We start from the raw sequence: 12,940 nt of genomic DNA, 5'->3' as shown, positions 1-12,940 counted from the left end.
GGCGGCGGTCCGGGGGGAGGGCGATGAGTCCGCCGGTGTTCCTCGCCGACCCGGGCCGGCTGCGCGCCGACCGGGTCGTCCTGGACGGCGCCGAGGGCCGGCACGCGGCGACCGTGCGGCGGCTGCGGCCCGGCGAGCGCGTCGACCTGACCGACGGCGCCGGGCTGCTCGCCGAGTGCGTCGTCGCGGCGGCCGGCAAGGCGTCCCTGACGCTGGACGTGCTGGCCCGCCGCACGGATCCGGCGCCCGCGCCGCGGCTCGTGGTCGTGCAGGCGCTGCCGAAGGGCGACCGGGGCGAGCTGGCCGTGGAGACGATGACCGAGGCCGGCGTCGACGAGATCGTCCCGTGGGCGGCGGCGCGGTGTGTGACGCAGTGGCGCCCGGAGCGCCGCGAGAAGGCCCTCGGGCGGTGGCGGAACGCCGCCCGCGAGGCGGCGAAGCAGGCGCGCCGCAGCCGGCTGCCGGACGTGCCGGACCTCGCGTCCACCGGCGACGTCGCCGGCCGGATCGCGGTCGCGTCGCTGGCGCTCGTCCTGCACGAGGACGCAGAGGAGCCGCTGAGCGCCGTCCGGCCGCCCGCGGACGGGGACATCGTGCTGGTGGTCGGCCCGGAGGGCGGGATCGCCGGCGAGGAGCTGGAGCGGTTCGCGGCGGCGGGCGGGCACCTCACCCGGCTCGGCCCGACCGTGCTGCGGACCTCGACGGCCGGAGTGGCCGCCGCGTCGGTGCTGCTGGCCGCCACGGGCCGCTGGTGACCCGCCCGCGCCGATGAGGCGATGACCCGCCCACGGCGGCCCTGGCGGGCGTCTGCGGCGGGCTAGGGCGCGGAGGCGCCGGCGCCCTGCTCCGCGGTGGTGGCGGGAGCGCTCGTCGCGGGCGGCGTCGGCTGCTCGGTCGGCTGCGTTGGCGCCGTCGGCGTTGGCGTCGTCGGGGTCTGCGTCGGCGTCGGGCTCGTGGTCGGGCTGCCGCTCGGGCACGGCGAGGCCGAGGCCTTCGCCGCCTTCTTCGCCGCCCCGGACGACGCGGTCGACTCCGTGCCGCCGGCACCGGCGGATCCGCACGGCGTGGGGCTGGACGACGCCGACGAGGACGGGGACGCCGACGTGGACGCCGAACCCGACGTGCCGAGCTGCGACGGCGTCGGCGACCCCGGCTGCAGCGGGCGGCCCTGCGAGTCGACGTGGTCGCCGGTGTGATCACCGTGGCCGCCGCTGGAGGGCCCGTTGTTGCCGACCGACTGCTGGATCAGGTCGATCGTCTGGGGCGCGGTCACGCCGAGCCCGGCGATCGCCACGGCGGCGGCCACGGCGAGCGCGGGTCTCGCCCAGGTCAGGGCGAACCGGTCCAGCCCGTACCAGGCGGTGCCGAACCGTTCCAGGCCGAACCAGCGCCGGCGGCGCGGGTCGGCGATCCGGGCCCGGATGCGCTCCAGGCCGTCGTCGGCGGGTGTGACCGAGTCCGCCTCCGCGTGCAGGGCGCGGCGGAGGATCTCGCCGTGCTCGTCGTGGGGGTCGGTGGTCATGAGAACTGCTCCAGGACGTTGCGTAGCGCGGTCATGCCGCGCGCCGTATGGCTCTTCACGGCGCCTCGGGAGATCCCCATCGCGTTGGCGATCTCCGCTTCGGACAGATCGGCGTAGTAGCGCAGGACGAGCGCCTCCCGCTGGCGTGCGGGGAGCCGGGAGAGCGCGTCGATCACCGCCGAGCGTTCCAGTTCGCCGATCGCCCCGGCCTCCGCGCTCGGCGCGTCCGGCAGCCCCTTCGGGGCGTACTTCTCGACGACGGCGCGGTGCCGGAGCACCGATCGCGACCGGTTGACCACGGACTGGCGCAGGTACGACAGGGCCTTGTCGGGGTCGCGCAGGCGGCGCCAGCCGCCGTGCATCGCCACGAACGCGTCCTGCACGACCTCTTCGGCCGTCCCGGAGTCGCGCACGAGCATGGCGGCGAGACGCACGAGCGAGCGGTAGTTGGCGCTGTAGAGCGCGGTCACCGCCTGATCGGCGTCCCAGGCGACGGCCACGGCCCCCGCCGTTCCCCTGGCCACGAGGGTCTCGGTCACGTCAGTGGGACGCGCACCCTCGCCGTTGGGTTTACGAAAGGGCATGTTCTTGAGGACCTCGGTCACCTATCCGCCGCCTTCACCGTCCTTCGGCCGCCTTTCGGACGGGCCTCGCGGACCGGCATCGAACCGGGTGTGCCCCACCCGCGCGAAGACGCGGCAACGCCCTCGGAACGGGGGGTACGCCCTGAGTTGACAACCTTAACCAGTGGCCGGTCGGAATGCGGCTCGACAACCGGAGATCGACGCCGGAAACCTTAGCGATCATGGGGCGCCGCGGACCATCCCGCACCGGTCTCGATAGGATCTCGGAACGCGGTTCCGGCCGCCGTGAGGGGAGACAGATGACCGACTGCCTGTTCTGCAAGATCGTTTCGGGGGACGTGCCCGCCAAGGTCGTCCGGGACTCCGCGCGCGTGCTCGCGTTCCGCGACATCAACCCGCAGGCGCCCACGCACGTGCTGGTCATCCCCAAGGACCACCACCCGACGGCCGCCGAGCTGGCCGCCGCCGACCCGGAGCTGCTGGCCGAGGTCCTCGGCGAGGCGCACCGGGTCGCCGCGGACGAGGGCGTCGACGGCACCGGCTACCGGATCGTCTTCAACACCGGCGCGCAGGCAGGCCAGACCGTTTTCCACGTGCACGCGCACGTGCTCGGCGGGCGTGGCCTGAACTGGCCGCCCGGCTGACCGTTCCGGGGCCGGCCGCCCCGGGCGACGCGGGATCGGGTGCGGGGAAAAGCGGCGGCGTTCCGTCGGGGCCGCCCAGTACCATGGAAACGCAACCCAGGACACCCGGAGCGAACAGAAGGCAGGTCGGAGAGGCCGCAAGGCCCGGCTGATGGTCGAATCAACTCACACGAGGTCAACTCGGACGGGGCGTGACGACGGCGCGCGCTCCCAGATCAAGATCGTGGTGCCGGACGACCATTCGATGGTGAGCCTTCTCGGCTCCCGGGACGAGCTGCTGCACGCCGTCGAGCGCGCGTTCGGCAGCGCCGTCGACGTGCACGTCCGCGGCAACGAGATCACCGTGACCGGCACGGACAGCGAGACCGACCTCGCGTCCCGGCTGTTCACCGAGATGCTGGAGCTGCTGAAGAACGGCACCCAGCTCACGCCCGACGCGGTCGAGCGCAGCCTGGCGATGCTGCGCGGCGAGGGCGGCGAGCGCCCGGCGGAGGTCCTCACCCTGGACGTGCTGTCCAGCCGGGGCCGCACCATCCGCCCGAAGACGCTGAACCAGCGCCGCTACGTCGACGCGATCGACAAGCACACGATCGTGTTCGGCATCGGCCCGGCGGGCACCGGCAAGACCTACCTGGCGATGGCCAAGGCCGTCCGCGCGCTGCAGGACAAGAAGGTCAACCGGATCATCCTCACGCGCCCGGCGGTCGAGGCGGGCGAGCGGCTCGGCTTCCTGCCCGGAACGCTCTACGAGAAGATCGACCCGTACCTGCGGCCGCTGTACGACGCGCTGCACGACATGGTCGACCCCGACTCGATCCCGCGCCTGATGGCCGCCGGCACCATCGAGGTGGCCCCCCTGGCGTACATGCGCGGGAGGAGCCAGCCAACTTTCACCAAGGTTCTGACTCCTTCGGGTTTCCGGCCGATCGGGGAGTTGGCCGTTGGAGACCTGGTTATCGGTTCGAATGGTGAACCCACCCCTGTGCTCGGCGTCTATCCGCAGGGTGAGAAGGAGATCTTCCGCGTCTCGACCCAGGACGGGGCGTCCACCCTTGCCTCTGCCGATCACCTCTGGGCTGTGTCGACAAGAGATGACCGCCGTCGAGGGAAGCCTCGCCGGATCCTCACGACCCGGGAAATGATCGGGAACCTACGAGCAGCTCACTACCATCGGTACGAGCTTCCGCTGCTAAGCCGGCCAGTGGCTTTCCCACCCCGTGACTTGCCGATGGACCCCTATGCGCTTGGTCTGATGCTCGGTGATGGGTGCGTGACGGGGAAGAGCTTCCCGAGCTTTACAACGGGTGATCCGGAACTTGCCGATGCTCTCGTGCGGCTCCTGCCTGGGCTTGAGATCCACAAGAGGAGCGAATTCGATTACGACTTGAGGCGAGTGACGCACCCAGGAGCAGTCGCCGTCCTCGAACACCCCATCAAGACGATCATGGTCGGCCTCGGCCTTTGGGGCAAGAAGGCCCCGAGTAAGTTCGTTCCGGAGTTGTACCTCCATAACACCGATGCGGTCAGGCTTGCCGTTCTGCAGGGACTGCTCGACTCTGACGGCGGTCCTGTGACACAGGACGCACGAACGTGTCGCATCCACTACGCGACCACATCCCGTCGTCTACGTGATGACGTCCTGTTCCTCGTCCGGTCGCTGGGCGGCGTCGCCTACCACCGAACCCGCCCGGCGGAGGGCCGGCCGCCAGGCCGGGCCAAGGGGCGTGACGTTCATCATCGGCACGATGCCTACGTTCTCGATCTCAGGTTGCCGCCAGACGTCGTCCCGTTCCGCCTCGGCCGAAAGCTTGAGAAGTACCGCGCGGCGGGTGGTGAACGGCCGATGCGGTTCATCGACTCGATCGAGCTGGAGGGCACCGCCGAGGCGGTCTGCATCCAGGTCGCCGCGTCGGACTCCCTGTACGTCACGGAGGACTTCCTTCTGACCCACAACACGCTGAACGACTCGTTCATCATTCTCGACGAGGCACAGAACACCTCGCCCGAGCAGATGAAGATGTTCCTCACCCGGCTCGGCTTCGGCTCGAAGGTCGTGGTGACCGGCGACGTCACCCAGGTCGACCTGCCGAACGGGCAGCTGAGCGGGCTCCGCGTCGTCCAGGACATCCTGGAGGGCGTCGAGGACATCCACTTCTCCCGGCTCGACAGCCGCGACGTCGTCCGGCACAAGCTGGTGACCGACATCGTCGACGCCTACAACCGGTACGACGAGTCGCGGGTGCCGGAGTTCAAGCAGAACGGCCGCGGCGCGCCGCGCAAGCGGGGGCGGCAGTGAGCATCGAGGTGCTGAACGAGTCGGGCGCCGCGGTCGACGAGAAGGGCATCGCCGCCCTCGCCCGGCACGTCCTCGACGGCCTGCGCGTGCACCCCCTCGCGGAGCTGTCGATCCTGTTCGTCGACGAGGCCGCGATGACCGAGCTGCACGAGAAGTGGATGGACGAGCCCGGCCCCACCGACGTGCTGTCGTTCCCGATGGACGAGCTGCGCCCCGGCCACATGTCCGGCGGCGCCGACGAGGACGGCGAGACCGACCCGAGCCTGCTCGGCGACGTCGTGCTGTGCCCGTCGGTCGCCGAGCGGCAGGCCAAGGAGGCGGGCCACGCCACCGAGGACGAGCTGGAACTGCTGTGCACGCACGGCATCCTGCACCTCCTCGGCTACGACCACGCCGAGCCGGAGGAGCACAGGGAGATGTTCGGCCTGCAGGCCGGCCTGCTCGCCTCCTGGCGGGAGGAACGCGGCCGCTGATGAGCACCGCCCAGGGGTGGCTGTCCGCCCTGGCGGTGGGCCTGGTCCTGATGGCGGGCCTGCTGGCCGGCGCGGAGACCGCGCTCGCCCGCGTCTCGCGGGTCACCGTCGAGGAGCTCGTCCGGGAGAACCGGCGCGGCGCCGGCAAGCTCGCCGAGGTCGTCGCCGACCCGGCCCGCTACGTCAACATGGTCCTGCTGCTGCGGATCGGCTGCGAGCTCGTCGCCACCGTGATCGTCGCGGACCTGTGCATCTCCTGGCTGGACGAGACGTGGCGCGCCTACGTCGTCGCCGCCGCGATCATGATCGTGGTCAGCTACGTCGTGATCGGGGTGGGCCCGCGCACGCTCGGCATCCAGCACGCCGGCCGCATCGCGCTCGCCGGCGCCGCCGTGATCCACCCGGTCACCCGGGTGCTCGGGCCGCTGCCGCGGCTGCTGATCGCGCTCGGCAACGCCCTCACCCCCGGCCGCGGCTTCCGCGAGGGCCCCTTCGCGTCCGAGGCCGAACTGCGCGACCTCGTCGACCTCGCCGAGCAGCGCAGCCTGATCGAGCCCGACGAGCGGCAGATGATCCACTCGGTGTTCGAGCTGGGCGACACCCTCGTCCGCGAGGTGATGGTGCCCCGCACCGACATCGTGTTCATCGAGCGCGGCAAGACGCTGCGGCAGGCGATGTCCCTCGCCCTGCGCAGCGGCTTCTCCCGCATCCCCGTCGTCGGCGAGAACGAGGACGACGTCGTCGGCATCGCCTACCTCAAGGACGTCGTCCGCCGCAGCCAGGAGAACCCGGCCGGCGAGGCGGTCGAGACCGTCGGCTCGATCATGCGGGACGCGACGTACGTCCCGGACAGCAAGCCGATCGACGAGCTGCTCCGCGAGATGCAGGCTCGCCAGATCCACCTCGCCGTGGTGATCGACGAGTACGGCGGCACCGCCGGCCTCGTCACCATCGAGGACATCCTGGAGGAGATCGTCGGGGAGATCACCGACGAGTACGACCGGGAGATCCCGCCGGTGACCTGGCTCGACGACGGCGCCGCCCGCGTCACCGCCCGGCTCCCCGTCGAGGACCTCGCCGAGCTGTTCGACGTCGAGCTGGACGCCGAGGAGGTCGAGACCGTCGGCGGCCTGCTCGCGCACGCCCTCGGCCGCGTCCCGATCGAGGGCTCCACCGCCGAGGTCGGCCCCGCCGACGGCGAGCCCCCCGTCCTGTCCCTGAAGGCCGAGACGATCGCCGGCCGCCGCAACCGCGTCGGCACCGTCCTCGTCCGCCGGCTGCGTTGACCCAGGGGGCGACCCCCTGGAACCCCCGTTACGACTGACAGGCTGTTTCCCCGCTCCGCTGGCGCTCCGCGCGAAACAGCCTGCCGACCGCCGGGCAGGCCCGCTGCGCTCGCAGAGCTCGCTCCGCGGGCCTGCCCGTGTCTGCCCAGGGGGGCGACCCCCTGGAACCCCGTCACGGTCGGCAGGCTGTTTCCCGCTCCGCTGGCGCTCCGCGCGAAACAGCCTGCCGACCGCCGGGCAGGCCCGCTGCGCTCGCAGAGCTCGCTCCGCGTGCCTGCCCGTGAGCGGGCTGAGCTTCGAGCTGCCCGAACCTTGGCCTCGACACTCGCCGACGCGGAGGTCTCACACCCTCACCTGGTCGTCGCGGCTCGGGGGGCGGTGTTCAGGTGGTGGTGCGTAGGTCGCCGTTGGGGGCGGCCACGAGGACGGGGGCCTTCGGGCCGAGGTCGCGGACAGCGGCGACGTCGGCGGGGTCGGCGGTCTCGGCGGCGGTGACGACGGCGGCGGCCTCGAGGTCCTCGGCGCCGCTGGAGACGGCCATCGCGACGGCGACCTTGAGGGCCGACAGCTTCAGCGACGGCAGGTCCACGCTCGTGGCGGAGTAGGTGCGGCCCGTCTCGTCCCGGACGGCGGCGCCCTCGGCGGCGCCGGTGCGCGCCCGGGCGGACCGGGCCAGGGTGATGATCTTCGCGTCCTCGGCGTTCAGCTCGCTCACGGCCCCAGCGTACGGGTTCGCCGGGCGCAGGGCGCTCCGGGACCGGACGGTCGCCGGGGTGGGCGACAATTGGGGGGTGACGAGCAGCGCAGACGTGATGGGCGGGGCCGCGCCCGAGGGGTACCGGGCGGGGTTCGCCTGCTTCATCGGGCGGCCGAACGTGGGCAAGTCGACGCTGATGAACGCGCTGGTCGGCACCAAGGTGGCGATCACCAGCAGCCGGCCGCAGACCACCCGGCGGGCGATCCGCGGGATCGTGCACCGGCCGGACGCGCAGCTCGTCGTCGTCGACACGCCCGGCCTGCACAAGCCCCGGACGCTGCTGGGGGAGCGGCTGGACAGCCTCGTCCGCTCGACCCTCACCGAGGTCGACGTGATCGGCTTCTGTGTTCCGGCGGACCAGCCCGTCGGGCCCGGCGACAAGTACATCGCGCGGGAGCTGGCGGCGGTGAAGCGGACGCCGGTCGTGGCGATCGTCACCAAGACCGACCTGGCCGCGCCCGAGCGGGTCGCCGAGCAGCTGCTCGCGGTCGGGCGGCTCGGCGAGTTCGCCGACATCGTGCCGTGCTCGGCGGCGGACGGCTTCCAGGTGGACCTCGTCGGCGACCTGCTGATCTCGCGGCTGCCGGAGGGCATGCCGCTGTACCCGGAGGGCGACCTCACCGACGAGCCCGAGCAGGTCCTCATCGGCGAGCTGATCCGCGAGGCGGCGCTGGAGGGCGTCCGCGACGAGCTGCCGCACTCGATCGCCGTCGTCGTGGACGAGGTGAACCCGCGCGAGGGCCGCGACGACCTGATCGACGTGTACGCGCACCTGTTCGTGGAGCGGCCGAGCCAGAAGGGCATCATCATCGGGCACAAGGGCGCCCGGCTGCGCGAGGTGGGCGCGGCGGCGCGGCGGCAGATCGAGGCGCTGCTCGGCACCAAGGTCTTTCTCGACCTGCGGGTCAGTGTTCTGAAGGACTGGCAGCGCGACCCGAAGCAGCTGCGGCGGCTCGGCTTCTACGACTGACCCGGGTTGGGGCGCGCCTCCTCGGCGCCGCGCTCCGGGGCCTCCGCCTTCTCAGGGGCACCGTTCGGGGTCTCCGCGTCCTCGGCAGGCCGGCTCGAGGGCGGCGTCTCCTCCTCGGGACGGCTCCAGGCCGGCCCCTGCTGGGGGGCCTGGCCCCAGGCCTGTGCCTCTTCGGGCCACGCGGCGCCCTGCTCGGCCCAGTAGCGCTGCTGCTCCGCGTACTGCTGGGCGGCGTACTCGTGCTCGGTGCCCGGCCGCTGCCCGTCCCGGGCCGCGAGCCGGTCGGAGACGGGCCGGACGAGGCTGAACACGGCCAGCAGCAGGCTCATCGCGACCGCCAGGAACCAGCCGTACCGGAGGCTGACCTGGTAGGTGAGGTTCAGCCCGTAGTCCGGCAGGCGGTCCGGCACATGGCCGAGCCGCAGCACGAAGATGCCGCAGGTCACGAGCGACAGGATGGCCGGGACGGCGGCGAGCGCGCCGATCCTCGGGTCGCGGGCGACGAGGTTCCAGAACGCCATCACGATCGCCACCACCGCCAGCACCGGGACCGCGAGGACGAGGTTGTCGGCGTCGATGCCGGCGACGCTGCCCTGGTCGCGGACGAGGGACCGGCCGAACAGGTCGATGACGGTCTGGGCGTGCGCCCACGGCAGGAACGCCGACACCACCAGCAGGGCGGACGCGGCGATCACGGCGAAGTCCCACCCGGTGCGGCGCGGATCCGCCGCGGGCGGCGCCGGCGGCGGGCCGTACGCGGCGGGCACCGTGTCCGGCGGCCCTCCTTCGGGCGGCAGGAAGGACGGCCGCGGCCGCGCGCGGCCCGCGTCGGAACCCAGGTCACCGGTCATGGACCCAGCGTAAACGGAGCGGCCGGGTTCGCCGGGACGGCCACGTCGGCGCCGCCGGGTCGGTACTTTGGAGCCGAGTCCGTTTTGGGAGGAGAGCCCCGGTGTTGCTCGTTTTCGGGCTGACGGTCGTGTTCCGCACGGTCGGCGAGGGCACGTTCCACTGCCCGCAGTGCGGCGGTGACCGCGCCTACCGGAGGCGGGCCGCGCGGCGCTGGTTCAGCGTGTTCTTCGTGCCGCTGGTCCCGCTGTGGCGGCTCGGGCACGCGGTGCAGTGCCGCACGTGCCGCGGCCGCTTCCCGGTGTCCGCGCTGCGGGCGCCGACCGCGCAGCAGATGGCGGCGGCGCTGCCGGCCGGCATGCGCGCCGCCGCGGCGCTCGTGCTGCGCTCGGGCGCGCCGCAGGACGCGGCGGCCCGCGCCCGCGCGATCGAGACCGTCACCCGCTACGGGGAGCCGGACTACGACGACGACGCCATCGACGCCGACCTGGTGGTGGCACCGGTGTTCCTGGGCCAGGAGGTCGAGCGGGCGGGCGCCCACCTCGCCGTGGAGGCCAAGGAGTGGTTCCTGGCCGAGGCCGTCCGCGTCGCGCTGGCGGACGGCCCGCTCGACGAGGGGGAGCGGCAGGCGCTGCACGCCGTCGCCGAACTGCTCGGCATGTCCCGCGCGTACGCGCTGGGCGTGATCGTCACCACCGAGGGGGCGTCCCGCTGACATGGACCCCGCCGATGCCCGTCCCGACCCCGGCACGGCCCTGGTGCGGCCGCCGGGGCCGCGGCTCGCCGAGGGGATCGTCACCCACATCGGACGGCGCCCGGTCGACACGGCGCTCGCCGCGCGGCAGCACGAGGCGTACGTCGCGGCGCTGCGGGCGTCCGGCCGGCGGGTGCGGGCGGTGCCGCCCGCCGACGACCATCCGGACGCGGTGTTCGTCGAGGACACCGTGGTGGTCTGCGGCGACCTCGCGGTGCTCGGCAGGTCCGGGGAGGCGCGGCGGCGCGGCGAGACGTCCGGCACCGAGCAGGCCGTCCGCGAGCTGGGGCTGCGGGTGGAGCGGATCAAGGCGCCGGGCACCCTGGACGGCGGGGACGTGCTGTGCGTCGGCGACACCGTGTACGTGGGGCGCGGCGCACGCACCAACGAGGAGGGCATCTGCCAGCTCGCGCACCTGCTGGGCGGGCGGCGGGTGGTGCCGGTCGACACCCGGGGCTGCCTGCACCTGAAGTCGGCGATGACGGCGCTGCCGGACGGCAGCCTGATCGGGGTGCCGGAGCTGGTGGACACCTCGGTGCTGCCGTTCATCAGGGTCGTCCCGGAGCCGGCGGGCGCGCACGTGGTGCTGCTCGGCCCCGACCACGTGCTGATGTCGGCGTCCGCGCCGCGCACCGCCGCGCAGTTCGCCGCGGACGGGCTGCGCGTGACCAGCGTCGACATCAGCGAGTTCGAGGCCCTGGAGGGCTGCGTGACCTGCCTGTCCGTGCTCGTCCCCTGACCGGGCGGGACGGGAATGCCCGGCGTGCCGCGAACCGTTGGAGGAGACGGCGGAGGCCCCTGTTGTCTCAGCATGCGGACGTCGGTTTCCGTAACCGAGACGTCGTCTGTTACCTTGGCAGGCGTGTTGCGTGAGCTGCTCCTCCTTAGCGGCCGCAGCGGGGGCCTGTAACCAGGTCGGCTCCCTCGCTGCGGGACTTCGTTATGGACGTCGGCCGTGAGGTTCGAGCAGAGGGATCACATCGGATGTATCCGCAACAGCAGTCTTCCGGCATGCCGTTCCAGCGCTACCGGCCGTTCACCCCGGTCAGGCTGACGGACCGGACCTGGCCGGACAAGGTCATCACCGAGGCGCCCCGCTGGTGCGCGGTCGACCTGCGGGACGGCAACCAGGCACTGATCGACCCGATGGACGCGCACCGCAAGCTCAAGATGTTCGAGCTGCTGGTACGGATGGGCTACAAGGAGATCGAGGTCGGCTTCCCAGCGGCCAGCCAGACCGACTACGACTTCGTCCGGCAGATCATCGACGAGGACCGGATCCCCGGCGACGTGGTGATCCAGGTGCTGACGCAGGCCCGCCCCGAACTGATCGAGAAGACCTTCGAGGCGGTGCGCGGCGCGAAGCAGGCCATCGTCCACCTGTACAACTCGACCAGCACGCTGCAGCGCCGCGTCGTGTTCGGGCAGGACAAGGACGGCATCACCGCGATCGCGGTCGAGGGCGCCAAGCTGTGCGCCAAGCTCGCCGAGGACATGGGCGACACCGAGATCTTCTTCGAGTACTCGCCGGAGTCGTTCACCGGCACCGAGCTGGAGTACGCCGTCGAGGTCTGCAACGCCGTCAACGACGTGTGGAAGCCCACGCCGGACAAGAAGGTCATCGTCAACCTGCCGGCGACCGTCGAGATGGCCACCCCGAACATCTACGCCGACCAGATCGAGTGGATGAACCGGAACCTCGCCCACCGCGACTCGGTCGTGCTGTCGCTGCACCCGCACAACGACCGCGGCACCGCCGTCGCCGCCGCCGAGCTCGGCTACATGGCGGGCGCCGACCGCATCGAGGGCTGCCTGTTCGGCAACGGCGAGCGCACCGGCAACGTGTGCCTGGTCACCCTCGGCCTGAACCTGTTCACCCAGGGCGTCGACCCGCAGATCGACTTCTCCGACATCGACGAGATCCGCCGCACGGTCGAGTACTGCAACCAGCTGCCCGTCCACGAGCGCCACCCCTACGGCGGCGACCTGGTCTACACCGCCTTCTCCGGCTCCCACCAGGACGCCATCAACAAGGGCTTCGACCACCTCAGGCGGGACGCCGAGGCCGCCGGGACGCCGGTGGACGACTACACCTGGGAGGTCCCGTACCTGCCGATCGACCCGCACGACGTCGGCCGGACGTACGAGGCCGTCATCCGGGTCAACAGCCAGTCCGGCAAGGGCGGCGTCGCCTACATCATGAAGACCGAGCACTCCCTGGAGCTGCCGCGCCGGCTGCAGATCGAGTTCTCCCGGGTCGTCCAGGAGCACACCGACGACCAGGGCGGCGAGGTCACGCCCGAGCGGATGTGGGAGATCTTCGAGGCGGAGTTCCTCGCCAACGGCCCCCGCGTCGGCCTGCTGGCGCACCGCGCCACGTCCCGGGTGGACGAGAAGGACGTGCTCAGCTGCGACGTCCGGGTGGACGGCGAGATCCGCGAGATCGAGGGCGTCGGCAACGGCCCGGTGTCGGCCTTCGAGGACGCGCTCGCGTCCGTCGGGATCGGCGTGCGGGTGCTGGACTACGCCGAGCACGCGATGAGCGCGGGCGGCGACGCGCGCGCCGCCGCATACGTCGAGTGCGACGTCAACGGCACGACGGTATGGGGCGTCGGCATCGACGGCAACATCGTCACCGCCTCCCTGAAGGCCATCCTCTCCGCGGTCAACCGGGTCGCTAGGGGTTGACCCAGGGGGCTGCGTTTTCCCAGGGGGGCGACCCCCTGGAACCCCCGTCACGGTCGGCAGGCCGTTTCCCGCTCCGCAAGAGCTCCGCGCGAAACAGCCTGCCGACCGCCGGGCGGG

General features: G+C 72.2%; 12 protein-coding genes and 3 pseudogenes. 11 read left to right on the top strand and 4 right to left on the bottom strand.

The features are described from left to right. Positions 1-23 precede the first annotated feature (23 nt). On the top strand, positions 24-755 hold the full coding sequence (locus F8568_RS29310) for a 16S rRNA (uracil(1498)-N(3))-methyltransferase (protein ID WP_151596928.1): 732 nt from the start codon (positions 24-26) through the stop codon (positions 753-755). Between the two features lie 62 nt (positions 756-817). On the opposite strand, the gene F8568_RS29305 is transcribed toward F8568_RS29310, so the two are convergent. Next, positions 818-1,522, bottom strand: coding sequence for a hypothetical protein (locus F8568_RS29305; RefSeq protein WP_151596927.1), 705 nt, complete (start codon positions 1,520-1,522; stop codon positions 818-820). Then, positions 1,519-2,106, bottom strand: coding sequence for a SigE family RNA polymerase sigma factor (locus F8568_RS29300; RefSeq protein ID WP_151538426.1), 588 nt, complete (start codon positions 2,104-2,106; stop codon positions 1,519-1,521). The genes F8568_RS29305 and F8568_RS29300 overlap by 4 nt, the downstream gene beginning before the upstream one ends. Positions 2,107-2,405: 299 nt before the next feature. Between F8568_RS29300 and F8568_RS29295 the strand changes: the two genes are divergently transcribed. The 6 genes and pseudogenes from F8568_RS29295 to F8568_RS29280 all read left to right on the top strand — a co-directional run bounded on the left by F8568_RS29295 (position 2,406) and on the right by F8568_RS29280 (position 6,805). After that, positions 2,406-2,750, top strand: a complete 345-nt coding sequence (locus tag F8568_RS29295) for a histidine triad nucleotide-binding protein (RefSeq protein WP_151596926.1) — start codon at positions 2,406-2,408, stop codon at positions 2,748-2,750. A 151-nt stretch (positions 2,751-2,901) separates the two neighbouring features. Then, positions 2,902-3,630 (top strand): annotated as a pseudogene (locus tag F8568_RS48735) (PhoH family protein); the annotation flags it as partial. Then, positions 3,616-4,434: pseudogene (locus tag F8568_RS50650) on the top strand (LAGLIDADG family homing endonuclease); the annotation flags it as partial. The pseudogenes F8568_RS48735 and F8568_RS50650, both read left to right, overlap by 15 nt. Before the next feature lie 270 nt (positions 4,435-4,704). Further along, positions 4,705-5,046, top strand: a pseudogene (locus F8568_RS48725) (PhoH family protein); the annotation flags it as partial. Next, positions 5,043-5,519, top strand: a complete 477-nt coding sequence (gene ybeY / locus F8568_RS29285) for an rRNA maturation RNase YbeY (protein WP_151596925.1) — start codon at positions 5,043-5,045, stop codon at positions 5,517-5,519. The pseudogene F8568_RS48725 and the gene ybeY, both read left to right, overlap by 4 nt. Continuing rightward, on the top strand, positions 5,519-6,805 hold the full coding sequence (locus tag F8568_RS29280) for a hemolysin family protein (RefSeq protein ID WP_202125490.1): 1,287 nt from the start codon (positions 5,519-5,521) through the stop codon (positions 6,803-6,805). Before ybeY ends, F8568_RS29280 begins: the two co-directional genes overlap by 1 nt. 382 nt (positions 6,806-7,187) lie before the next feature. Here F8568_RS29280 and F8568_RS29275 read toward each other — a convergent pair whose 3' ends face one another. After that, positions 7,188-7,520 (bottom strand): cytidine deaminase, encoded by a 333-nt coding sequence (locus F8568_RS29275; RefSeq protein ID WP_151596924.1) that lies wholly within the window; start codon positions 7,518-7,520, stop codon positions 7,188-7,190. A 97-nt stretch (positions 7,521-7,617) separates the two neighbouring features. On the opposite strand from F8568_RS29275, the gene era reads away from it, so the two are divergent. Next, positions 7,618-8,532, top strand: coding sequence for a GTPase Era (era, locus tag F8568_RS29270; RefSeq protein ID WP_151597008.1), 915 nt, complete (start codon positions 7,618-7,620; stop codon positions 8,530-8,532). Here era and F8568_RS29265 read toward each other — a convergent pair. Then, a complete protein-coding gene (locus tag F8568_RS29265; protein ID WP_151596923.1) occupies positions 8,523-9,383 on the bottom strand; it encodes an ICP22 family protein in 861 nt (286 codons plus the stop codon). The genes era and F8568_RS29265 overlap by 10 nt on opposite strands. A gap of 101 nt (positions 9,384-9,484) precedes the next feature. Between F8568_RS29265 and F8568_RS29260 the strand changes: the two genes are divergently transcribed. From F8568_RS29260 to leuA, 3 genes are all read left to right on the top strand, one after another. After that, a complete protein-coding gene (locus F8568_RS29260) occupies positions 9,485-10,096 on the top strand; it encodes a TerB family tellurite resistance protein (protein WP_151596922.1) in 612 nt (203 codons plus the stop codon). Between the two features lies 1 nt (position 10,097). After that, entirely contained in the window at positions 10,098-10,874 is a 777-nt protein-coding gene (ddaH, locus tag F8568_RS29255; protein WP_151596921.1) for a dimethylargininase, read from the top strand. A gap of 245 nt (positions 10,875-11,119) precedes the next feature. Next, positions 11,120-12,823, top strand: coding sequence for a 2-isopropylmalate synthase (gene leuA, locus F8568_RS29250; RefSeq protein ID WP_151596920.1), 1,704 nt, complete (start codon positions 11,120-11,122; stop codon positions 12,821-12,823). The last annotated feature ends 117 nt before the right edge of the window (positions 12,824-12,940 follow it).

Origin of the sequence: Actinomadura physcomitrii (assembly GCF_008923205.2) — a bacterium.
GTDB lineage: Bacteria > Actinomycetota > Actinomycetes > Streptosporangiales > Streptosporangiaceae > Spirillospora > Spirillospora physcomitrii.
Note: the sequence above shows the minus strand (reverse complement) of the source record. Positions and strands in the feature narration are given on the sequence as shown.